The sequence below is a fragment of the Streptomyces sp. NPDC111606 genome, assembly GCF_055656945.1.
Window position 1 is genome coordinate 480,230 of sequence record NZ_JBVKBY010000008.1, and the last position, 22,223, is coordinate 502,452.

A 22,223-nucleotide genomic window follows, 5' to 3' on the forward strand; every position below is an offset into this window, starting at 1 on the left:
AGGGGCGCCGCCCGCAGCAGCGCGAGGAGGGCTCGGGCGCCGGTGGGGTTTGCTGTCGATGGTCTGGTCGGTGCTGGTGCTGGTGCTGGTGCTGGTGCTGGTGCTGTGGTTCCGGCTGCTCCTACCGCTGTACGCGGCGGAAGAGCAGGTCGTTCACCACATGACCCTTGTCCAGTCCCTGGCCCTCGAAACGGGTCAGCGGCCGGAACTCCGGACGGGGCGAGAAACCGCCGTCCGCCTGTGTGTTCTCGAAGTCGGGGTGCGCGGTCAGCACTTCGAGCATCTGTTCGGCGTACGGCTCCCAGTCGGTGGCGCAGTGCACCAGCGCGCCGGGCTTCAGCCGGGTCGCGGCGAGGCTGAGGAACTCGGGCTGGATGAGCCGCCGCTTGTGGTGCCGCTTCTTGGGCCACGGGTCGGGGAAGTAGACGCGCAGCCCGTCGAGCGAGTCGGGGGTGAGCATCTCGCGGAGCAGGATGATGGCGTCGCCGTTGCCGACACGGACGTTGTTCAGCCCGTTGTGGTCGGCGAGGTTGAGGAGGTTGCCCTGCCCCGGGGTGTGGACGTCGACGGCGAGGATGTTGGTGCCGGGGTCGGCACCGGCCATCTGCCCGGTCGCCTCCCCCATCCCGAAGCCGATCTCCAGCACGACGGGGTTGTCGTTCCCGAACAGCTCGGCGAGGTCGACGACGCACTGCCCGTCGATGTCGAGCCCCCACTTCGGCCACAGCCGCTGCAACGCGTCCGCCTGCCCCGCGGTCACCCTGCTCCGCCGCGGCTGGAAACTCCGAATCCGCCGCTCGAAGTGCGACCCGGCCGGATCGGCCTTCGGCCCGTCCGGGAACCGGGGTTCCCCCTTGGCCCGGGTGTGCCGAACGGAGACACCGGGATGATGACCGACGTGCTCGCCGGGGGCCTCGGACTGATGCGGGGTGCCGGGCTGGGGGGCTTCGGGGGCGTTGAGGGAGTCAGACACAGTGGGAACGATTTTACGGGGAGCCGGAGAGGCGGGGTCCGCCTGGCGCCGGTCCGGGCATTCCAGCCTGTCCGGCGTTTGAGGACGAGGCCGTTCAGGCCGAAGCGGGGGTCTGGGGGCGGCAGCCCCCAGTGACGGGAAGGGCAGGGGCGGCGAGGCCGAAATCACCCCACCCCAGCCTCAGCGCAGCGCCCCAGTACCGCCAAGGCCCGCCGTGCCACTTCCCGCCCGATCGGCAGCGAAGCCGTCGCCGCCGGACTCGGCGCATTCAGGACATGCACGGCCCGAGCCCCCTCCCGGATCAGGAAGTCGTCCACCAGCGCGCCGTCCCGCAACACCGCCTGCGCCCGCACCCCCGCCGGAGCCGGCACCAGATCCTCCGCGGTCACCGCAGGCAACAACCTCCGCACGGCCTCCGTGAACGCCCCCCGCGACACCGACCGCCGCAGCTCCCCGGCCCCGTACCGCCAGTGCTGCCGCGCCATCCGCCACACCCCGGGCCACGCCACCGTCGCCCCGACCTCCCGCGGCCGGACGACCCCCCATCCGTACCCCTCACGTGCCAGCGCCGGCACCGCGTTGGGCCCGATGTGCACATCCCCGTCGATCCCGCGCGTGAGGTGCACCCCGAGGAACGGAAACGCCGGATCCGGCACCGGATACACCAGCCCCCGCACCAGCTCGGGCCGCGCCAGCGAGTAGTACTCCCCCCGGAACGGCACGATCTGCACCCCGGGCTCGTCCCCCGTCATCCGGGCCACCTCGTCGCAGTACAGCCCGGCGCAGTTCACCAGCACCCGTCCCCGCACGACGTCCCCGCGCGTGGTGCGCACGGCGACCCCGAGGTCCGCCCGCCGGTCGACGCGCTCGACCTCCGCGCCGTACCGGATCTCCGCGCCGGACGCCTCGGCCAGCTGCCGCGCGACCCCGACGAAGTCGCAGACGCCCGTCGTCCCGACGTGTATGGCCGCGAGCCCCCGGACCTGCGGCTCGTACTCCGCGATCTGCGCGACGCCCAGCTCCCTTACCGGAATGCCGTTCTCCCGCCCGCGCTGCACCAGTGCGTGCAGGCGTGGCAGCTCGGCCCGCTCCGTCGCGACGATCAGCTTGCCGGTGACGGCGTGCGCGACGCCGTACTCCGCGCAGAACTTGACCATCTCGGCGGCACCCCGCACCGCGTACCGCGCCTTCAGCGACCCCGGCCGGTAGTAGATCCCGCTGTGGATGACCCCGCTGTTGCGCCCCGTCTGATGCCGGGCCGGACCCGGCTCCTTCTCCAGCACGGTCACCCGCGTCCCCGGCGCGGCACGCGTGATCGCGAACGCCGTGGCCAGCCCGACGATCCCACCGCCGACCACGAGCACGTCACAGTCGTAAGCGATCGCCCGCACCTGCTCCACCTCCCGGTTTCGATAATGCACTGCGCCACTGACAACGCACTCAAACCCGGGGGACCGGCGCGGCCCGACCCGGATGCGATCCTCGCGCACCTCGGCGTGGCGATTCCGAGGGGGAACCTTTGGCAAGGGCGGGAAATCCGGCCACCGAACAGCCGTGATCCAGCCACGGGAAGTTCATGCACCGCTTCGACGATGCGGCAGTCATCCGGTCTGCCGCTTCGGTGCGATGCAGCGGCCCTGAACGAAACGGCACAGCCATGAGGCGCCTCCCCCCGATCCTGGCCCTCGGCCTGGCCGCCCTTCTGGCCGCCACCCCGGCCGCCGCGGCCACGGACAGCGCCAAGAACACCGGCACCCAGGACAGCTACGGCACCAAGGCGACGTACGTCCCCGGCCAGAACCCCCGCACCTACCAGCGACCCCCCGCCGGCTTCACGCCCGTCTTCACGGAGAACGTCTCCCGGCACGGCTCCCGTTCCGCGACCGACGGCGAGGACGCCGACCTGGTCCTCGCGCTGTGGCAGAAGGCGAAGGCCGCGGGCGCGCTCACCGCGAAGGGCAGGCAGTTCGGGCCCAGGGTGCAGGCGCTGCAGGAGGCCATGAGCACCGTGGGCCACGGCGACCTCAGCGGGCGCGGTAAGCGGGAGATCCAGGACACGGCCGTACGGATGGCGCAGCGGCTGCCGGGGCTGTTCAAGCAGATCGCCGGCGCCAAGGAGAAGATCGACGTCGTCAGCTCGGGGCAGGGCCGCGCCGTCGACAGCGCGAACCTGTACGCCGCCGCGCTCGCCGGCACCGACTCCGCCCTGAAGCCGCTGATCGGCCCGACCCGCACGGACGTCGACCTCCTGTACTTCCACAAGGCGGCCGGCGGCGCGGCCTACCGGGACTACATCGCGAACGACCAGCGGCTTGCGAGCACACTGAAGTCCCTCACGGACCAGCCCACCACCCACCGCGCCGCCCGGGACGTACTGAAGAAGCTCTTCGAGGGCGCCTTCGTCGACCAGCTCTCCGACGACGACCGCGTTGCCGCCGCCACCGCCGTCCACAACCTGTACGCCATCGCGCCCGCCATGAGCGACGAGAGCCCCGGCGGCAAGGGCTGGGGCATGGAGCGGTTCATCGGCAAGTGGGACACGGCCTGGTTCGGGTACCTGAGCGACGTCGAGGACTTCTACGAGAAGGGACCCGGCTTCACCGGCAGCGACATCACGTACAAGATGGCGGACGTCCTGCTCGACGACTTCTTCAAGCAGGTCGAGGCCAAGCGCGCCGGCACCGGTGACCTGGGCGCCGAGCTGCGCTTCACCCACGCCGAGGAGATCATCCCGCTGGCCGCGCTGATGGGCCTGCCCGGCAGCACGAAGGGCGCGACCGCCGAGCGGCCGTACACCTACGCCGACAACGCCTGGCGGGGCGCATCCGTGGCGCCGCTCGGTTCGAACGTCCAGTGGGACGTCTTCCGCAAGGGCGGCACTTACCTGGTGCGGATGCTCTACAACGAGAAGGAGACCGCCTTCAAGGCCGGCTGCCGCCCGATCGCCAAGGGCAGCACCTTCTACAAGCTCGACGAGCTGGAGCGCTGCTTCGGGCGCACGAACGGCGCGTCCTAGCGGCCCGGCTCGGGCAGGGCGGAGGCGACGGCGGCTCGGGTCTTCCGAGCCGCCGCAGCAGGCTCCGCACGCGCGCGCGTGCCGGAGATCTCCGTCTAGGCCGGCGCCATGAGCAATGGCCGCGCCCGCTCCCGCAGCTCGACCACCCGCGGCTCGTCGCCGTACGGCTCCAGGCGGTGCAGCAGGTCCTTCACGTACTCGGTGGTGCGCGCGGACGATATCCGCCCCGCGACCTCCACCGCTCGTACGCCCTGCTCGCACGCCGCGTCGAGATTGCCCGACTCCAGTTCGGCGACCGCCGAGACGACGAGCCGCAGTCCGTGCGAGCGCACGAACTCCTCCGTCGGCTTCGACAGCGCCTGTTCCGTGAACCGCCGCACCTGACGCGGTGCCTTCAGGTCCCGGTAGCACTCGGCGGCGTCCGCGGCGAACCGGTCGTAGGAGTAGAACCCGAGCCATGACGGGTCGTTGTCCCCCTCCCTGGACCGCTCCAGCCAGCCCTCCGACGCCTTCAGGGCCGCGCCGGCGGCCTGCGCGTCACTCGCGCGCGCGTGTGCGCGTGCCTCGACGAGGCGGAAGAAGCTCATGGTGCGGGCCGTGGCGAGGCCACGGTTGCGTTCCAGGGCGGCCTGGGCGAGGTCGACGCCCTCGTCGCCGAAGCCCCGGTAGGTCGCCTGGAGCGACATCGACGCCAGGACATATCCGCCCAGCGGTACGTCGGCCGCCGCGCGGGCGAGCCGCAGGGCCTGGATGTAGTACCGCTGCGCGGCCTCCTGCTGCCCGGTGTCGAAGGCCATCCACCCGGCGAGGCGGGTGAGTTCGGCGCTCGCCCCGAACAGCGCCCGGCCCACCTCGTCGGAGTACGAGCCGAGCAGCAGCGGCGCCGCCTCCACCCGTAAGCACTCGGGCACCATGGACGAACGCCAGTCGCCGCCTCCGTACTTGGAGTCCCAGCGCCTGGCGTCCTCGGCGGCCTCCCGCAGCTTCTGCACATCGCTGTGGCCGACTTTGAGCGGTGCGCCGGAGCTCTCGGACGGATTCACCTCACGCGCCACCGAAGTGTCGGCCGGGGTTATCAGCCAACGTGAGGCGGGCGTTGCGTACGCGCTCACTGCGAACGAACCGGCCAGCGACTGCCAGATGCCGCCGGCACCGGCACGGCGCCCGGCGAGATCGAGACGGTAGAGCTCCGTCGCCGACCGCACCGCCTGTCCGACGTCCCGGGGGAAGGCGAGGCCCACTTCGGGTGCGGGGTCCGCGTCCGCCAGGCCGATCTCGTGGAGCGGCACCGGGCGGCCCAGCTTCTGGCCGATGGCGGCGGCGATGAGGTGCGGCGCCGCACCCTGCGGCACCATGCCCTTCGACACCCAGCGCGCCACCGATGTCTTGTCGTAGCGAAGAGTCAGGCCTCGCTGAGCGCCAAGGTCGTTGACGCGTCGAGCGAGTCCTGCATTGCTGATTCCCGCGAGGGCGAGAACGGCGCCGAGTTTTTCGTTCGGCCCGCGTTGCTCCCTGGACATGCGCCACCCCTCGACACAGACGGCTGCCGCGCTGGCATAACCACGCGGCATTCGTAAACCCAGCGTAGTTCGCCGCATCCCAAGCGTTAAGGGGCATTCTTCCGGATGGCGGGATTGTGGTCCGCACTCAAGTGCGCACCCCCTACGCACAGTTGTGACGTGCTCCCACTGTGTGGCTGTGCGCCCGTCCGTGCGCTCTTCTCCAGCCACCGGGGGAGCGGTTCCATGGCTTCTGCGTGGGTCGGCCCGCTGTACTGGATCCAGTGGGCTGGGGGATTCCGCCGCCTCCATCCCCGCGGGCGGCGGAACGGTCCGGGGGGCGCACTCCGTTCCCCGGACTGCGCGCACGACGAGTACGCCGAGTAGTGCGCAGGACTTGTACGGAGCGTGCGCGAGCCTGTCCTTGCGACGCTTATTTGGCCGAAAAGCGACCCCGCCTCTCGCGGGTGATTACCGCTCCGACCATGGGAGTTGAGGGCGCGAAGGGCGTTTTCAGGGAGCGTATCGGGGGCGCATTCGCGTCGCAGGAGTGGTCGCGGACATTCTGCCAAGTCGCCCGATCGCCTTGCTCCACCCGGGAGTTCGGACCGCGTCCCGGCGCGTTCATGTCGATGCGGGGGCGCCCTCACGGGCGCAATTCCGGGATCTCGAGCGGCTCCGCCGCCGCTCCGGCACGCCTCCTTCATGGCAGCATGGTGAACCGGTTCGTACGGTGCACTGGTTGTCCACAGCCTGTGGAGGCGGCGATGCGGTGGTTGGTGGGATGGAGCAGCACCACCGCGGTGGCCGCCGGCATCGGCTCCGCGGGGGCGACAGGAAGCGACGGCGAGACCGTGCACCCGGTCGGTTCCCAACTCCTGTGGGGCGACCCCGATCCGCTGTGGGCGGTCGGCGACTGGCGCCCCGACGAGGTGCGCGTGGTGAAGGCCGACCCGCAGACCCGGATCGCGGTACTGGGCACCTGCGGGGCGAGTGACGAACAGCTGCGCCTCGGTCTGTTCGCCGCGCGCGGAGGGGCACTTCGGCATCTGACGGCCTGGTCGGGCAGCTACACGGCCGTCGTGAAGGTCGGCCGCAGGGTCATGGTGTGCGGCGACCTGGCGGGCGCACGGCCCGTGTTCTACACCCCCTGGGCGGGCGGTACGGCCTATGCGACCGCCGCGCTGCCCCTCGCCGACCTCATCGAGGCCAACCTCGACTTCGGGCACCTCGCCGCGCTGCTGGCCGCCCCCGACGTACCGGCGGCCCTGCACGACTCCACCCCGTACGACGGCGTGCGGCGCATTCCGCCGGGGCATGCGCTGATCCTGCGCACCGGGGCGCGCGAGATCGCCGGGTACGAGCCGGTCGCCTCGCTGGCGGTGGCGGCGCCGACGGCCGACCCCGACAGCGCGGTGGACGCCGTACGGGACGCCCTGGTGGAGGCGGTACGCGCGCGTCTGTCCGCGCCCCGTCATGTCCCCGGCGCCGACATAGACCCAGGGCCCGTACCCGGCATGGGCCCGGCCGAGCGGCGTGCCGCGCGCGGGATGCCGGTTCCGGGCATCGGGGCCGACCTGTCCGGCGGTCCCGCGTCGGGCACCCTGGCGCTGCTGGCCGCCGGTCTGCCCGGCATGCCGGGCACGGTCCTGGGGCACGGCACGGGCGCGGGGGAACGCCTCCTGGCGGTCACCTTCAACGACCTCGCGGTCGGCGGCCGTGAGGCCGAGCTGGAACGAGCGGGGACGCTGGCGGCCAACCCGCGCCTGCACCACGTGGTGGTGGCCGGTGGCGAGGAGACGCTGCCGTACGCCGACCTGGACGGCCCGCTGACGGACGAGCCCGGCCCGAGCCTGGTGACGGCCGCGAGGCACCGCGCGCGCCTGGCGTCCGGCAGCGCCGACCACTTCACCGGCTACGGCGCCCGCCAGGTCCTGGACGCCCATCCGGCCCGCCTCGCCGACCTCCTGATGGACCGCAAGCGGCGCCACCTGGTCCGCCCGGTCGCGGCCCTGGCCAAGGCGGACGGCTCGGTGCTGGTCCCCGCGCGCGTGTACGGCGCGGCGCGCAAGCTGGCCCGTACGCCGTACCGCACGGGCGTCGAGACCCTTGCCGCCCGTTTGATGGACCGCCGCTTCGACGAACCCGGAGGTGCCGTAGGGGCGTCGCTCGCCGCGCTCACCTGGGCCAGACCGGGCCCGGCGGCACGCTGGCTGACCGGCGAGGCGCTGGCTGAAGTATCGGTTCGCCTGCAGACGGCGACGAGCCGCAACGGCGTGGGCCCCGGCCAACGCCCCGGCGACTACCGCGCGCGTGCGGCCCTGGCCCGCCACTCGTCGGACCTGCGCGTCCTGGAACAAGCCGCCGAGATCCGCTTCCAGCGCCTGCACGCCCCGTTCCTCGACAACCAGGTCGTCCGCGCCTGCCGAGCCCTCCCGGAGGCACTGCGCGTCCAGCCCGGCGCCCGCGCCGCGATCCTGCGCACGGTCCTGGAGGGCGCCGGCGTGGCCGACCTCCCACCCGGCTGGGGCGCCCCGTCCCACGCGTCGGCGGCCGTCGCCGCGAGGACGGGTCTGCGCGTGTCGGCCGACTCCCTGATGACCCTTTTCGGCACCCCCCTCCTGGCCCAGGCGGGCCTGGTGGAAGCCCGAGTGGTCCGCAAGGCCCTCCGCGCCGCCGCCGAGGGCGAGCCACTACCCCTGGACGGCCTGGCGGACCTGGTCTCCCTGGAGCTCTGGCTACGCCGCCTGCTGGCCCGCCGAGGCACCTGCTGGACGGGAACACCGGCACGCCAACGAGCGGTACCGGCGGGGATCAAGCCGCAGCGGGGGGCGTTGGGGGCGGGGGCGGGGGTTCGGCCGGTTTAGGGGTGAGGGGAGGCTGAGCGGCTTCTGCAGCGGGTGACTTAGACGTCATCTCATTTGGCTGGGTAAGCTGTCCGGTCGTGGCGAGGATCGTTGAGCGGCTGGTGCCGGACGAGTTGTGGGAGCTGTTCCAGCGCGTGGTGCCGGAGGCACCGTCGCGGCCCCAGGGTGGCGGCCGGCGTCGGCACGGCGACCGCGAAGTGCTGGCCGCAATCGTCTTCGTGGCGACCTCTGGCTGCACGTGGCAGCAGTTGCCGACCGCGTCGTTCGGGCCGTCCGGCGCGACGGCTCACCGGCGATTCACCGAGTGGACGAAGGCCCGGGTGTGGGGCAAACTCCACCGCTTGGTCCTCGACGAACTGGGATCCCGAGGCGAGTTGGACTGGTCTCGGTGCGCGATCGACTCGGTGAACATGCGGGCCTTGAAAAGGGGGAGCTGACAGGCCCGAATCCTGTAGACCGGGGCAAGTACGGGTCAAAGATCCACTTGATCACGGAGCGGACCGGCCTGCCCCTGTCCATCGGCATCTCGGGCGCCAACACACACGACAGTCAGGCACTGATCCCACTGGTGAAGGGCATACCGCCGATCCGTTCTCGCCGAGGACGCCGGCGGCGCAGACCGGACAAACTCCACGCTGACAAGGGCTACGACTACAACCACCTGCGGCGATGGTTATCGGGACGAGGCATCCGGCATCGCATCGCCCGCAAGGGTATCGAGACCGCGCAACGACTCGGCCGCCACCGCTGGACCATCGAACGCACCATGTCCTGGCTCTCCGGATGCCGACGTCTACACCGCCGCTATGAACGCAAAGCCGACCACTTCCTGGCCTTCACCAGCATCGCCTGCACCCTGATCTGCTACCGCAGACTCACCAAATGAGATGACGTCTTAGTGGTGCAGGCGCAGGTGCTTGAGCCTGTCCGGCGTTCGAGGGCGAGGTTGTGCCGTCCCTGGCCCCCACTCACCCGCTGGGACTGCGCTCCTCGCTGACGGCACTCCCTCGGTGCCGGTCCGGGTATCTCAGCCCGTCCGGCGTTTGAGGACGAGGCCGTTCAGGCCGACAGCGGGGGTCTGGGGGCGGCAGCCCCCAGGGGCCGGGGTCGAAGGGGCGGAGCCCCTTCAAGGACGGGAAGGGTAGGGGCGGCAGGGGCGAGAACCCTCCCGCGCACCCGAAGGGCCACCGCACCCGAAGGGTCACCGCAACCACGACACCCGCCACCAACAAACCCGCGCCCCCACCACCCACCCCAGGGACAATGACCCGGTGCGGTACAGAATCCTGGGCGTCACCCAGGCGGAGGACGACCAGGGCACCGTCGTACCCGTGGGCGGCCCCCGCCTCCGCGCCCTGCTCACGGCCCTCGCAATGCGCCCCGGCCACCTCACCACCCCCGACACCCTGATCGACGAGATCTGGCCCGGCACCCCGCCCCAGGACGCCCCCGCCGCCCTCCAGGCCCTGATCGCCCGCCTGCGCCGCACCCTCGGCAAGGACGCCGTCACCTCCGCGCCCGGCGGCTACCGGCTCACGGCGACGGCGGACGACGTGGACCTCTTCGTATTCGAACGCCTCGTCCTCCAGGGCACCTCCGCCCTGACCGAGGGCGACCCGTCCACCGCCGCCCGGACCCTCGGCACCGCCCTCACCCTGTGGCGCGGCCCAGCCCTCGCCGACCTCCCCGACCGCGGCACCGCCGCCACCCGCCCGGAGGCCCTGCGCCTGGAGGCGACCCGCGCGCGTATCGAGGCGGACCTGGGACTGGGCCTCGGCCGGCAAGCCGTACCCGACCTGAAGGAACTGACCGCGGCACACCCGTACGACGAACCGCTGCACGCCCTCCTCATCCGCGCCCTGCGCGACACGGACCGCCCGGCCGACGCCCTCGCCGCATACGAAACCGCCCGCCGCTCCCTGGCCGAGGGCCTGGGCACCGACCCAGGACCGGAACTCCGGGCCCTGCACACAGAGCTGCTGACACGGGCGACCCCGGAACCGGGGGCGGGGTCTCAACGGGACTTCCGGACAGGCCCCCAGCGGAACGTCGCGACGAAGACCCTGCCGGACCCCGTGCCAAAGCCCCAGCCGCAACCCGCCCCGCACATCGCATCCCCACCACCCCCACCCCCATCTCCACCCCACCCCCAGCCCCCCGAACGCACCGGCAACCTCCGCCCCCGCCTCACCTCTTTCGTGGGCCGGGAACTCGAACTCGACGCCATCCGTTCCGAATTGCACAGGGCCCGACTGGTCACGCTCACCGGACCGGGCGGCTCTGGAAAGACCCGCCTCGCCGAGGAAGCCGCCGCCGGCCTCCCCCAGGCATGGCTCGTCGAGCTCGCCCCGCTCGACCGGCCGGAGGCGGTGCCTGGCGCGGTGGTCAATGCGCTCGGTCTGCGCGAGACCGTGCTCATAACCAACGAGCTCACGGCCCCGCAGGACGACCCGGTCGCCCTGCTGATCGAGTACTGCGCCCCGCGCAGCCAACTCCTGATCCTTGACAACTGCGAACATGTCATCGGCGAAGCCGCCACCCTCGCCGAGACCCTCCTCACCCGCTGCCCGGGCCTCACGATCCTCGCCACCAGCCGTGAACCCCTGGGCATCCCCGGCGAGTTGGTCCGCCCGGTCGAGCCCCTGCTCCCCGACCAGGCGCACCGCCTCTTCGCGGAGCGCGCCGCGGCCGTCCGCCCCGACGCCGAGGCGGTGCTGCGCGACGAGCGAGACCAGGACGCCGTCGCGGAGATCTGCCGCCGCCTCGACGGACTGCCGCTCGCCATCGAGCTGGCGGCGGCCCGGCTGCGGCTGCTCAGCCCTCGCCAGATCGCCGACCGCCTCGACGACCGCTTCCGCCTCCTCACCTCCGGCAGCCGTACGGTCCTGCCCCGCCAGCAGACCCTGCGTGCGGTCGTCGACTGGTCCTGGGAGCTGCTCGACGAGTGGGAGCGGACGGTGCTGCGTGAGGTGTCCGTCTTCGCGGGCGGCTGGGACCTCGAGGCGGCGGAGGCCGTGTGCACCGGTCCGGTCGCGGACCTCATCGGCGCACTGGTCGACAAGTCCCTGATCGTGGCCACCCCGGGCGAGCGGGACGGCTCCGGGGGCATGCGGTACCGCATGCTGGAGACCATCCACGAGTACGCCGTCGAGCGCGCCGCCGAGCTCCCCGAGCCGCGTCTCGCGGCCGAGTACCGGCACCGCGCGTGGGTGCGCGCCCTCGTGGAGAAGGCTGACCCGCTGCTGCGGTCCGCCGGTCAGCTCCCGTGGGTCTCCCGTTTGGAGACCGAGCTCGACAACATCCGCGCGGCCCTCGACCACGCCGTCACGGCAGGCGACGAACCGGATGCCACGGCCATCGCCCTCGCCATGAGCTGGTTCTGGTGGCTGCGCAACTACCGTGTCGAGGGCGCGGCCTGGGTCGAACGGATTCTGCACCTGTGCGCCACCCTGGACGCCTCAGGCCTCGGTGCACCCCCCGCGGACCCTCCCGTCCCCCCTCCCGCTGCCCGTCCCACCGCTTCCACCGCCGCCCCGCTGGACGCCCTCCTCGCCGCCCCGGCCGAACAGGCGCACCACCCGAGGCACGTGCCACGGATGAGCCTGCGCATGCTGCACCTGTTCCTCGCCATCGAGTTCGAACCGGTGGAGCACTGGCAGGACGCGCGACGCAGGCAGTACATCGAGCGCGTGCGGGCCCACTTCGCGCGGGGTGGCCCGGCGGCGGCCCGCATGCCCGGCATGGTCTGGCCGCTGACCCACTACCTCCTGGGCGAGACGGCGGACACCCGTCCCGTCATGGATGCCGCGCTGGCCAACTGCCGTGCGTACGGCGGTGACTGGGAGGTCGGCTGCATCCTGATGTTCCGCACGCACATGCTCGTCGACTCACAGGGCGGCATGGCCGACGTCGACGACGACCTCGCGGAGCTGCGGATCCTCAGCCGCCGGGCCGGTGACCGTTGGATGCGGGCCCAGGTGTGCAGCGCGGCCGGCGAGACGGCCACGGTGCGCGGTCGCTTCGAGGAGGCCAAGAGGCAGTACGAGGAGGCGCTGCGCCTCGCCCACGAGGTGGGTGCGTACACCGAGACCCCGTTCCTCATCGCCCGGCTGGCCGAGATCGCCTACCGCTCGGGCGACCGTACGGCCGCGTTGACGTTGCTGGACGAGGCGAGCGCCGTGGCCGACCGGTACGGCGTGGCGGACTCACGGGCGTTCGTGCTGCTGATGCGCGCCCAGATCGCGCTGGACGACAAGGACACGGCCCGTGCGCGCGAGCTGTGCGAAGCGGCACGTGTGGAGACCGAGAACGCCACACCACCGCCGCAGTTCGTTGTGATGCTGAACGTCGCCGACGCCCTGACGGTGACGGCGGAGTCGGGCCCGGAGCACGGTCTGCCGCGGCTGGTCGACGCTCTGCGCCTGGCCGTGGAGAAGCGCTGTGCCGACGTGATCACCGCGACGCTCACGGACGCCGCCGCGGACCTGCTGACCCGCCTCGGCGACCACCCGCCCGCGGTACGTCTGCTCGCCGCCTCGGAGCACTGGCGCCGTGGCAATCCACGCCTCCAGCCGGAGCGCGCGCACGCCGAGCGGGCCGAGACCGCCGCCCGTACCGCCCTCGGCGCCGAACGGTTCAGCGCCGAGTACACCCGCGGCATCGCCCTCACCCACGACGACGTCCTGCACGACCTCGCCGAGGCCGTGCGCGGCCTCCGGCTCCCTGCCGAGCAGGCGCCGTAAGCCCGCGCCCCCGGCTGGACGGTCCTACACGCAGCTGAACTTCGACTCAGCCCAGTCCGCCAACAGCAGGGTGTCGAAGGCGCCGTGCGGCTCTACCACCAGCCGGACGGTCTCCCGCCCGGTGAGGTTCACATGGACGGGCACGGCCGGGTCCCCGCCCTCGATGGCCGCGGACCGCCACAACCGGACGCCGTCGGCGTACACCGAGAAGCGGAACTTGCCCAGCCCCAGCGTCGAGTCGTCGACGCCGACCATCGCCGTGTACGCGGAGCACTCCCGGTTGAGGTCGATGGTGACGGAGGACCGGCCGTGCACGGTGACCCCGTTCGCGTACCGCTCGTCGCCGATCGACACGCCGTACCGCTGCCACACCCAGCTGCTCTCACCGATCCGCATCTCGGGCTCGGTGCCGTCGCCGGTGATGTCGTACGACAGCTCGCTCCACCGGTAGTCGACCGGGGCGGGCGGAGGCGTCGGAGTGGGCGTGGGGGTGGGTGTCGGTGTGGGGGTCGGAGTCGGTGTCGGGGAGGGCGTGGGCGTCGGACTGGGTGTGCGAGTGGGTGGCGAGGCCGGTGTCGGGGTTGCCTCGGGATGGTCGGCCGGGACGATCGCCGGTGGTTGCGGGGCGGGCTCCTTCTCCGTCGGCTCCGTCGGCTCCGTCCGATCCGGCGGCTTGGGCGTCGGTGTCTCCTCGACGATGGGGGAGGGCACGGGGGGTTGCTTGGCGTCCTGCTTGTCGGCCGGCGTCTCGTTGCCGGCGAGCGCGAGCACGATCGCCGCCACCGCGCCCACGGCGACCACACCGGCCGCGATCCCGGCCTTCAACGGCGCGCCCAGCCCCTCGGAGGCCGCCGCACCCCCTCCGGAGCTCGCCCCGCCGGACGAACCGCCGCCCGCCGCGGAGGCGCCAACCGCGCCGGCCGCACCCGCCCCTGCGCCACCGGCGATGAGCCCGGCCGCCTTGGCGTACCCGGCGGCGCCGAACCAGCCGATGACCGCGACCGGCACGACGGCCGGGATACCGCCGGCGACTTCCTTGATCTGGAACGCGGCCAGGCGGCACTTGGCGCACTCCTCCAGGTGCTTGCGCATGCCCCGCTCGGCACGGGTGCGCAGGCTGCCGCGGGCGTAGGCGCCGAGCCGGTCGGCATGACGGGCGCACTCCTCGTCGCTGGCGAGGCTGGCGCTGACATGAGCCTGGAGGTAGGCCTGCTTGAGCCCTTCGCGGGCGCGGCTGGCGAGCACACGCGTGCCGTTGGCGTCGAGCCCGAACAGCGTGGCGACCTCGCTCGGCGACTCGTCCTCGACCTCGGTGTGCCACAGCACGGCCTGCCAGCGCTCCGGCAGCGACCGGAAGGCCTGCATGGCCATGGACTGCTCGGCCTCGTGCATCGCCCGCACGTCCGCGCCCAGGTCGAGCGTGTCGTCGTCGGACACCTCGGCGACCCGCGTGGACTGCGCGGCGAACACCGCGAAGTCGTCGACCAGTTGCTCCCGCCGCGCCGACTTCGTCCAGTCCGCCGCGGCACGCCGGATCGAGGTGAGCAGATACGCGCGTACGGCGTGCTCGGGACCGGAACCGCGGCGTACGGCCTGGAGCATGCGGGCGAAGACCTCGGCGGTGAGGTCGTCCGCGGTGTGGGCGTCGCGACAGCAGGTGCGCGCGTACCGGCGCACCGCTCCCGCGTGGCGCCGGTACAACTCCTCGTAGGCGGTGTCGTCACCGGACCGCATCCGACTGATCAGGTCGGCGTCCGACGGCGGAAGTTCGCGCGTCGGCAGGTCGGGGGACGGCAGCTCGCGGGGCGGAGGCAGCACGCTGTCCTCGCGTCGGTCGCGTTGGGCCGGGACGCTGCCCTCCGAGCGGCCCTGTGGGCGCCCTTCCACGGGGTCGCCGCCCGGCGGGAGGTCCGCCCGTCCGCCCTGACTCGGCACCTGAGGAGTCGCCGAGTCACCGTCACCGCGTGACTCGTCCCACCCGTCAACGCTCATCGCGGAAAGCCCCCGCCGCCAGCTCTACCAGTCCCGGACACCGGGTCAGGGTGCCATATTGGCTTTTGGTCAGGACCCACGCGTACGGACATCCACTCGTCCGTGGGGACTTCCCGCAAGGCAGTACCGGCCCTCGCCCCTGCGGGGAAGACTCAACCAGCGTTCACCGCGGTGGTGTTCGAGGCGAGGCTGTGCAGCACCCCGCCTCGCAGGCACCTTCCTCGAACGGTCACCCCTTCGAAGTAACTCTTTCGAAGTCACTCCTTCGCAGTCACGGTCACCGCCACAGCGTTACGGGTCCCCCCGGTTCACGCCTGAGGCCGCGAGCGCAATCCCTCCAGCAGGATGTCCAGCAGCCGCGCCGAGGCCGCCGCCTGCTGCGCCGCATCCGGCAGTGAGGGCGCCGCCGTCGCGATCACCAGCAGGACGTCCGACACCGACACGTCGGCCCGCAGCTCGCCCGCCGCGCGCGCCCGCTCCACGAGCTGGCCCACCACGTCGAGCAGCGCCGCCGCCCCCGCGTCGTCCACCGGGTCGACCGGCGCCGCCGCAGGCTGGTCGGGCACCAGCCGCAGTTCACCGACGCCCGGCTGCATCCGCTGCTGCGGCACCCGGGCCTCGTCGAGCGCGCCGCCGTCCTCGGCGACGCCGACCCGCAGCACCTGCGGCGGCAGCAGCCGGCCCGCGCCGGAGGCCACCGATGTGCGCAGGAAGCGTGAGAGCGCCGACCACGGCTCGTCCTCCTGACCGAGCGCCGCACGTGCCTGGTCGGTCAGCCGGGAGGTCTCCTCCTCGGCTATCCGACGCACCAGGACGTCCTTGCTCGGGAAGCGCCGGTACACCGTCCCGACGCCGACCCGCGCGCGCCGCGCCACGTCCTCCATCGGCGCGCCGTACCCCAGCTCGCCGAAGACCTCGCGCGCCGCACGCAGCACGTGCTCCAGATTGCGCTGTGCGTCCACGCGCAGCGGCGTCGTACGCGACGCGTCCCCGCGTCCGTTGCTCGCAGCCGCGCTCATCGTGCCGCCCACCCCGCCACTCGGTGTGATGGTGGTTGCGGAAGACCATCGAGAATCCTGAACATGCATAAGCGATCCCCCGGTAATGACGTCTCCCCCCGGAGACTCCCCGTCATTGCAAAGCCGGAGCGTCGCGGAACAAGCCCGGACAACGAGTCCGTTCTGTGTGACTCACGGACCCGATGAGCGCATCCCCCTACACCCCGTCGACACACGAACATAGTTGAGAGGGAGTCAATTCAGAAGGGGCAGGTTCCGCACGGAGCGCCCCTCGATCGGAGTACGAGTCGTTTACGTCCGGATTGCGCCACGTGTGATCCCCCAGCGCATGCTCGCTGACCTGCGGATCTTCCCCGCACTCCGGCAATTCGGCCAAATCGCGGCGCCGACGATCTCCGGTCACACAAATGGTCGAGCCTGTGGACAAACGCAAGCGTCGGGTGCGTCATGGGATGGTGAAGGAACGTGCGCGCATTCTCGTTGTCGGCGGCGGCTACGTCGGGATGTACACGGCCCTGCGTCTCCAGCGGAGACTGCAACCGGAACTCGGACGGGGCGAAGCCGAGATCACGGTCGTCACTCCCGACCCGTACATGACGTATCAGCCATTCCTCCCCGAAGCGGCCGCCGGGTCGATCTCCCCGCGCCATGTGGTCGTACCGCTGCGCCGCGTCCTGCCCCGCTGCCGGGTCATCATCGGCGAGGCCACCGCCATCGACCACGCCAAGCGCACCGCGACCCTCACCACCCTCGCCTCCGAGGAGGAGGGCACGGGCAGCGAACAGCTCTCCTACGACGAACTCGTCCTCGCCCCCGGCTCCATCGCGCGTACCCTCCCCATCCCCGGTCTCGCCGACCACGGCATCGGCTTCAAGACCGTCGAAGAGGCCATCGGCCTGCGCAACCACGTCATCGAGCAGATGGACATCGCCTCCTCCACCCGCGACCCCGCGATCCGCGACGCGGCCCTCACCTTCGTCTTCGTCGGCGGCGGATACGCCGGCGTCGAGGCGCTCGGCGAACTCGAGGACATGGCCCGCTACGCCACGCGCTACTACCACAACGTCAGCCCCGAGGACATGAAGTGGATCCTCGTCGAGGCCTCGGACCGCATCCTGCCCGAGGTCGGCGAGGACATGGGCCGCTACACCGTCACCGAACTGCGCCGCCGCAACATCGACGTACGCCTGCACACCCGCCTGGAGTCCTGCGCGGACCGCGTCGCCGTCCTCAGCGACGGCGCCCGCTTTCCCACCCGTACGGTCGTCTGGACGGCCGGCGTCAAACCCCACCCGATCCTCGCCGCGACCGACCTGCCACTCAATGAGCGCGGCAGGCTGAAGGGCACGCCCGAGCTGACGATCGAGGGCACCACGCACGCGTGGGCCGCAGGAGACGCCGCCGCGGTCCCCGACGTCACCGCCGCCGAGCCCGGCACGGAGTGCGCCCCCAACGCGCAGCACGCCCTGCGCCAGGCCAAGGTGCTGGGCGACAACATCGCGCACGCCCTGCGCGGCGAACCGCTGGAGACCTACGCCCACAAATACGCCGGTTCGGTCGCGTCCCTCGGTTTCCACAAGGGTGTCGCACAGGTCTACGGGCGCAAGCTCAAGGGCTACCCTGCCTGGTTCATGCACCGCGTCTACCACCTCAGCAGGGTGCCGACCTTCAACCGCAAGGCCCGCGTCCTGGCCGAATGGATCCTCTCCGGGCTCTTCAAGAGGGAGGTCGTCTCCCTCGGTTCACTCGAACATCCCCGTGCGGAGTTCGAACTCGCGGCCGGTGGAAAGCATCCCCTCAACCCGGAAGACGACCCGAAGGGGTCGTCCTGACCGGACCCAGGAACTCCACCGACCGGGCAGGCGTCAGACGGGTGTCGGCCAGGTCGGCCGCACTGCCAGACTGATCCCCGAACCGATCCCGACCACAAGGCTCTCCCCACAGTGCCGCAACCCCGGGGCGTCACCCACAGACCCCCGGCCGGGTCCGGAGCTGGCCGAAGACGACGACACGAGGCAAGGATTCGTGAACTTCACGCGCTGGAGCGCCCGGCTCCCCGGAACGCAGCGCCGCGCCGCAGCGCGGACCGAACCCGCGGCAGCGGTCGCCCAGGACCGCCGAGGAGAGGGCCCGGGTGCCGTCCCCGCGGCCCGCGCCGAACACCTCACCGACGAGGCCAAGCCGATCCCCGCCGTGGACGAGCTGCCGGTCCGCGAGGTCCTCGACCGCGTCCCGGCCCTGGTCGCCCTCGTCCACGGCCCCGACCACCGCCTCGCGTACGTCAACGACACCTATGCCACGGCCTTCGGCGTACGCCCTCCGGGCGAACCGGCCCGCGAGGCCCTCCCCGAGCTCGCCGAACTGGGCCTGCTCCCGCTCCTCGACCAGGTCCTGCGCAGCGGCAAGCCGCGCACCCTCAAGTCCCGCAAGGCCCCCGACGGCCGCTCCTACACCTTCACCTGCACGCCCGTCACCGAGGGCGACGGCGGAGTCCTCATCTTCGCCACCGACGTCACCGACCACGCGGAAGCGGCCGAACGCCTTCGCGCCAGCGAACGCCGCCAACGCGAAACGGCCGTCACCCTCCAGCGCTCCCTGCTCCCGCAGGAGCTGGAGGAACCGGACGATCTGCGCATCGCCGCCACCTACCACCCCGGCGGCACGGAAGCCGCGGTCGGCGGCGACTGGTACGACGTGATCACCCTCGGCGGCGGCCGCACGGCCCTGGTCATCGGCGACGTGATGGGCAGAGGAGTACGAGCGGCGGCAGTCATGGGCCAACTCCGTACGGCGGTGAGGGCCTACGCCCGCCTGGACCTCCCCCCGCACGAGGTGCTCCAGCTCCTCGACGGCCTGGCAACAGAAATCGACGCCAACCAGATCGCCACCTGCGTCTACGCCATCCACGACCCGAACGAGGGCCGCCTGATCTACGCGTCGGCCGGCCACCTCCCCATCCTGGTCCGGGACGAGAACGGCGCAGTTCAACGCGCAGACGAACCCACCGGCCCGCCCCTAGGCACCGGCGGCTGGATGCACGCGTCGGGCTCGATCCCCCTGAGCCCCGGTTCCACCGCGGTCCTCTACACCGACGGCCTGGTGGAACGCCGGGACGAGGACCTGGACGAGGGAATCGCCTCCCTGGAACGCGCCCTGGCCGGCGCGACGGGCACCCCCCAGGTCATCTGCGACCGCCTCGTCCGCAGCGCAGGCGTCACAGCGGACCACGACGACGACGTGGCGGTCCTGGTCCTTCAGCACCCGGCCCGCACGGGCCCCGACGGCGACCTCTTCCGCAACGCCGCCCTGGAACTCCTCGGCGGCATCGAAGCGGCCCCCCGCGCGCGTGCGTTCGCCTCCGGTGTCCTGACCAGCTGGCGCTTCCCGCCCGAGCTGCACGACCTGGGCGTCCTGGCGGCCAGCGAACTGGTCGCCAACTCCCTCCAACACGGCACCCCGCCCATGCGCCTGCGGCTGCGCCGCACCGACCGCCGCCTGATCATCGAGGTGACGGACGGCGACGACCATCTCCCCAGACGCCGCCGGGCAGAACCGGCCGACGAGTCCGGCCGAGGCATCGCCATCGTCGCAACCATCGCCTCGGCCTGGGGCTCACGCAGAACACCGGGAGGCGGGAAGGCGGTGTGGTGCGAGTTCGTACTGCCGAAGACTGCCTGAACCGTCGGTCCGGGCAGTCCAGCCCGTCTGGGGTGCCCCTTCTGGGGGAGTTTGAGGACGAGGCCGATCAGGCCGAAGCGGGTGTCTGAGCCTGCCCCGCAGCCGACGCAGTCCCCTGCGCCACCACTCGGCTCTTCCCCACCCACGGCCGATCCTGCACCGCACTCAGCTCCCGCCCCAACCGCACAGCGAGATACGTGATCCCCAACGAGAACAACAGAAACGTCACCACGTACGGCCCATGCAGCGAAGCGCCCATCGGCCCACCCACAGCTGGCCCCACGGCCAACGCAAGCTGCTTGACCAGCGCAAACGCCGAGTTGTACTGCCCGGCCATCCCCTCCGGCGCCAGATCGGCCACCAGCGGAGCAACAGTCGGCGACAACATCGCCTCACCCAGCCCGAACAACGCATACGTGGAGATGAAGGCGGCCGTAGCCATCTCCTGGCTACCGTGCCCGAGCCCGGCATACCCCGCCGCAAGCCACGCCACGGCCCAGATGAGCCCGACCGCCGCGATCACCCGCGACCGCCTCCGCCGCTCGACGAACTTCAGCACGGCGAACTGAGCCACCACGATCATCGCGGTGTTGGCCGCAAGCGCGGTCCCGAGTGCCGACGTGGAAACCCCGGCCGCCTCGACCCCGTACGCACTGAGCCCCGACTCGAACTGCCCGTAGCAGGCGAAGAACAGCACGAAGCCCAGCACGGACAGCTGCACCATGGCCCGGTTCTGGAGCAGCTGCTTCCAGCTCCCCTTGGCGGACCCAGCCCCCGGCGCCCCCTCGATCCGCGGCGCCCGCGGCATCCGCACCGTCACCATCACCACGACGAGCAGCAGAAACATCGCCGCCTCGATCGAGAACAGCAGAGTGAAGGACGAGACGCTCGAAGCGTCGACCAGGTGACCACCGATGAGGCCGCCGACCCCCAGCCCCAGGTTCTGCAGGAAGAACTGCATCGCGAACGCCCGCGACCGGGTCTCCGCAGTGGAGCAGTCGACGATCATCGTCGCGAGCGCCGGCTGCATCACGGCCTGCCCCGCACCGAGCGCGGCCGCCGACAGCAGTACGGACACGGCACTCCCCGCGAGCCCCAGGCTCAGCGCCCCGAGCGCCGCGGTGACCAGGGCGGCGACCAACACCGGCAGCGGACCCCGCCGGACGATCGCCCGCCCGGCAAAGGGCAGCACGACCAGCGCGGCCACGGCGAAGACGGCGAGGACGAGCCCCGCCGTCATGGCACCCAGCCCCCGCACCTGCGCCACATAGACGTACAGGTAGGGGACGGTGAAACCGAGCCCGAACGCGCTGAGTGCGTTGCCCACGTGGATCCGGCGCATCGCTGCGCCCATCGCCCTGGTCACGTTCACCTCTCTCGTATCTCTCAGATGCAGATCTGAAGACTTCGAACCTAAACTTCGAAGCTAAACTCTACACATCGAAGGACTTCAACGCCAAGCGGGCCCGTGCCATACTCGGCCCATGGGCGACACCCCGGGCATCAGCGAACCGACACTCGAAGAACAGATCGCCGCCTACCAGCGCGAGTTCCAGGACCTCGACCCCCAGGTCGAGAAGGTCGTCTCGGCACTGTCCCGCCTGAACCGCCGCATGAACGTCGCCTACGGCCGCCAGACCGCCGCCCTCGGCATCAGCAACGCCGAGTGGGAGGTCCTCAAGGCCCTCGTCCTCTCCGGCGCCCCCTATTGCATGGGCCCCAGCGACCTCGCCAAGGGCCTTGGCCTCACCCCGGCCGCCATGACCCACCGCATCGATCGCATGGTCGCCGAGGGTCTGGTCACCCGGGAGCGGGACGAGTCCAACCGCGTCCGCGTCATCGTCGAGCTGACCGCCGAGGGCAGGGAGAAGTGGCTGGAGGCGATGCGGCTCGCGTCGGTCTTCGAGGAGGACCTGCTCCAGGACCTCTCGGCGGAGGAGCGCGCCACGCTGGGCGAGGTCCTCACCCGCCTGCTCCGCAGGGTGGAGCACGCCCAGCCGGACGCCGGCGGACGCCTCAGCGACCTCGACTGACGCGTGGCCCGCCTGCGCAACAAAAGATCTTGACAAGGGGCGCTTGACAGCCCCCTGGCCGATCCGTAAAGTTCTTCGGGTTGCCACCGAGCCGTAACGGTTCTGCGACAGCACCTCCCGCCGCGAAAGTGGCAAACCAAACCACCAGCACGATCTCCCTCCCGGGTCGATTTCGGCATGCCCGAATTCAATTCGAATTGGGACTCGGCGGCCCGATTGGGAATCGCCGAGTGGATCCGCTAAGGTTTGAGACGTCGGAACGGCCCAACGGCCGGGAAGGCAAGCCCCGCTGACTGGGGGTCAGGCCCGAAAGGATCTGATAGAGTCGGAAACGCAAGACCGAAGGGAAGCGCCCGGAGGAAAGCCCGAGAGGGTGAGTACAAAGGAAGCGTCCGTTCCTTGAG

General features: G+C 71.5%; 13 protein-coding genes. 7 read left to right on the forward strand and 6 right to left on the reverse strand.

Annotated features, from left to right (window positions below; genetic code table 11):
- Nucleotides 1-121 precede the first annotated feature (121 nt).
- Complete coding sequence (trmB, locus tag ACZ7M7_RS29080) at nucleotides 122-973, reverse strand: tRNA (guanosine(46)-N7)-methyltransferase TrmB (RefSeq protein WP_472121672.1); 852 nt, start codon at nucleotides 971-973, stop codon at nucleotides 122-124.
- Nucleotides 974-1,137: 164 nt separating this feature from the next.
- The gene (lhgO, locus tag ACZ7M7_RS29085; RefSeq protein WP_472121675.1) at nucleotides 1,138-2,364 is read right to left on the reverse strand and encodes an L-2-hydroxyglutarate oxidase; all 1,227 of its coding nucleotides are present in this window, start codon (nucleotides 2,362-2,364) and stop codon (nucleotides 1,138-1,140) included.
- 266 nt (nucleotides 2,365-2,630) lie between these two features.
- Here lhgO and ACZ7M7_RS29090 point away from each other — a divergent pair, with 266 nt between their 5' ends.
- On the forward strand, nucleotides 2,631-3,989 hold the full coding sequence (locus tag ACZ7M7_RS29090; protein ID WP_472121677.1) for a histidine-type phosphatase: 1,359 nt from the start codon (nucleotides 2,631-2,633) through the stop codon (nucleotides 3,987-3,989).
- Between the two features lie 95 nt (nucleotides 3,990-4,084).
- Here the strand turns inward: ACZ7M7_RS29090 and ACZ7M7_RS29095 are convergent, their stop codons facing one another.
- The gene (locus tag ACZ7M7_RS29095) at nucleotides 4,085-5,509 is read right to left on the reverse strand and encodes an MFS transporter (protein ID WP_383617042.1); all 1,425 of its coding nucleotides are present in this window, start codon (nucleotides 5,507-5,509) and stop codon (nucleotides 4,085-4,087) included.
- 746 nt (nucleotides 5,510-6,255) lie between these two features.
- Between ACZ7M7_RS29095 and ACZ7M7_RS29100 the strand changes: the two genes are divergently transcribed.
- From ACZ7M7_RS29100 to ACZ7M7_RS29110, 3 genes are all read left to right on the forward strand, one after another.
- A complete protein-coding gene (locus ACZ7M7_RS29100) occupies nucleotides 6,256-8,355 on the forward strand; it encodes an asparagine synthase-related protein (protein ID WP_472121681.1) in 2,100 nt (699 codons plus the stop codon).
- A gap of 86 nt (nucleotides 8,356-8,441) precedes the next feature.
- Nucleotides 8,442-9,241 (forward strand): IS5 family transposase gene (locus ACZ7M7_RS29105; RefSeq protein ID WP_472121735.1). Its coding sequence is split into 2 segments (ribosomal slippage): nucleotides 8,442-8,777 and nucleotides 8,780-9,241, totalling 798 coding nucleotides; the frame shifts between segments, so codons are not numbered across the junction.
- Between the two features lie 385 nt (nucleotides 9,242-9,626).
- Nucleotides 9,627-13,097 (forward strand): AfsR/SARP family transcriptional regulator, encoded by a 3,471-nt coding sequence (locus ACZ7M7_RS29110; RefSeq protein ID WP_472121684.1) that lies wholly within the window; start codon nucleotides 9,627-9,629, stop codon nucleotides 13,095-13,097.
- A gap of 24 nt (nucleotides 13,098-13,121) precedes the next feature.
- Here the strand turns inward: ACZ7M7_RS29110 and ACZ7M7_RS29115 are convergent, their stop codons facing one another.
- Both ACZ7M7_RS29115 and ACZ7M7_RS29120 read right to left on the reverse strand, forming a co-directional pair.
- Nucleotides 13,122-15,089, reverse strand: coding sequence for a sigma-70 family RNA polymerase sigma factor (locus ACZ7M7_RS29115; RefSeq protein WP_472121687.1), 1,968 nt, complete (start codon nucleotides 15,087-15,089; stop codon nucleotides 13,122-13,124).
- Between the two features lie 308 nt (nucleotides 15,090-15,397).
- Nucleotides 15,398-16,177: a TetR/AcrR family transcriptional regulator gene (locus ACZ7M7_RS29120; protein WP_453827232.1), complete on the reverse strand. Its 780-nt coding sequence runs from the start codon at nucleotides 16,175-16,177 to the stop codon at nucleotides 15,398-15,400.
- Nucleotides 16,178-16,560: 383 nt separating this feature from the next.
- On the opposite strand from ACZ7M7_RS29120, the gene ACZ7M7_RS29125 reads away from it, so the two are divergent.
- Together ACZ7M7_RS29125 and ACZ7M7_RS29130 are read left to right on the forward strand one after the other, a co-directional pair.
- Nucleotides 16,561-17,940, forward strand: coding sequence for an NAD(P)/FAD-dependent oxidoreductase (locus ACZ7M7_RS29125; RefSeq protein WP_383617158.1), 1,380 nt, complete (start codon nucleotides 16,561-16,563; stop codon nucleotides 17,938-17,940).
- Nucleotides 17,941-18,133: 193 nt separating this feature from the next.
- Nucleotides 18,134-19,786: an ATP-binding SpoIIE family protein phosphatase gene (locus tag ACZ7M7_RS29130; protein WP_472121691.1), complete on the forward strand. Its 1,653-nt coding sequence runs from the start codon at nucleotides 18,134-18,136 to the stop codon at nucleotides 19,784-19,786.
- A 67-nt stretch (nucleotides 19,787-19,853) separates the two neighbouring features.
- On the opposite strand, the gene ACZ7M7_RS29135 is transcribed toward ACZ7M7_RS29130, so the two are convergent.
- On the reverse strand, nucleotides 19,854-21,128 hold the full coding sequence (locus ACZ7M7_RS29135) for an MFS transporter (protein WP_383617170.1): 1,275 nt from the start codon (nucleotides 21,126-21,128) through the stop codon (nucleotides 19,854-19,856).
- A gap of 142 nt (nucleotides 21,129-21,270) precedes the next feature.
- Between ACZ7M7_RS29135 and ACZ7M7_RS29140 the strand changes: the two genes are divergently transcribed.
- Complete coding sequence (locus ACZ7M7_RS29140; RefSeq protein WP_369271988.1) at nucleotides 21,271-21,819, forward strand: MarR family winged helix-turn-helix transcriptional regulator; 549 nt, start codon at nucleotides 21,271-21,273, stop codon at nucleotides 21,817-21,819.
- Nucleotides 21,820-22,223: the final 404 nt, after the last annotated feature.

Bases quoted from the DNA above. Each gene is read 5' to 3' on its own strand.
- ACZ7M7_RS29090 (WP_472121677.1), top strand. From the start codon at position 2,631: ATGAGGCGCCTCCCCCCGATCCTGGCCCTCGGCCTGGCCGCCCTTCTG.
- ACZ7M7_RS29095 (WP_383617042.1), bottom strand. From the start codon at position 5,509: ATGTCCAGGGAGCAACGCGGGCCGAACGAAAAACTCGGCGCCGTTCTC.
- ACZ7M7_RS29100 (WP_472121681.1), top strand. From the start codon at position 6,256: ATGCGGTGGTTGGTGGGATGGAGCAGCACCACCGCGGTGGCCGCCGGC.
- ACZ7M7_RS29115 (WP_472121687.1), bottom strand. From the start codon at position 15,089: ATGAGCGTTGACGGGTGGGACGAGTCACGCGGTGACGGTGACTCGGCG.
- ACZ7M7_RS29120 (WP_453827232.1), bottom strand. From the start codon at position 16,177: ATGCATGTTCAGGATTCTCGATGGTCTTCCGCAACCACCATCACACCG.
- ACZ7M7_RS29125 (WP_383617158.1), top strand. From the start codon at position 16,561: ATGGTGAAGGAACGTGCGCGCATTCTCGTTGTCGGCGGCGGCTACGTC.
- ACZ7M7_RS29135 (WP_383617170.1), bottom strand. From the start codon at position 21,128: ATGCGCCGGATCCACGTGGGCAACGCACTCAGCGCGTTCGGGCTCGGT.
- ACZ7M7_RS29140 (WP_369271988.1), top strand. From the start codon at position 21,271: ATGGGCGACACCCCGGGCATCAGCGAACCGACACTCGAAGAACAGATC.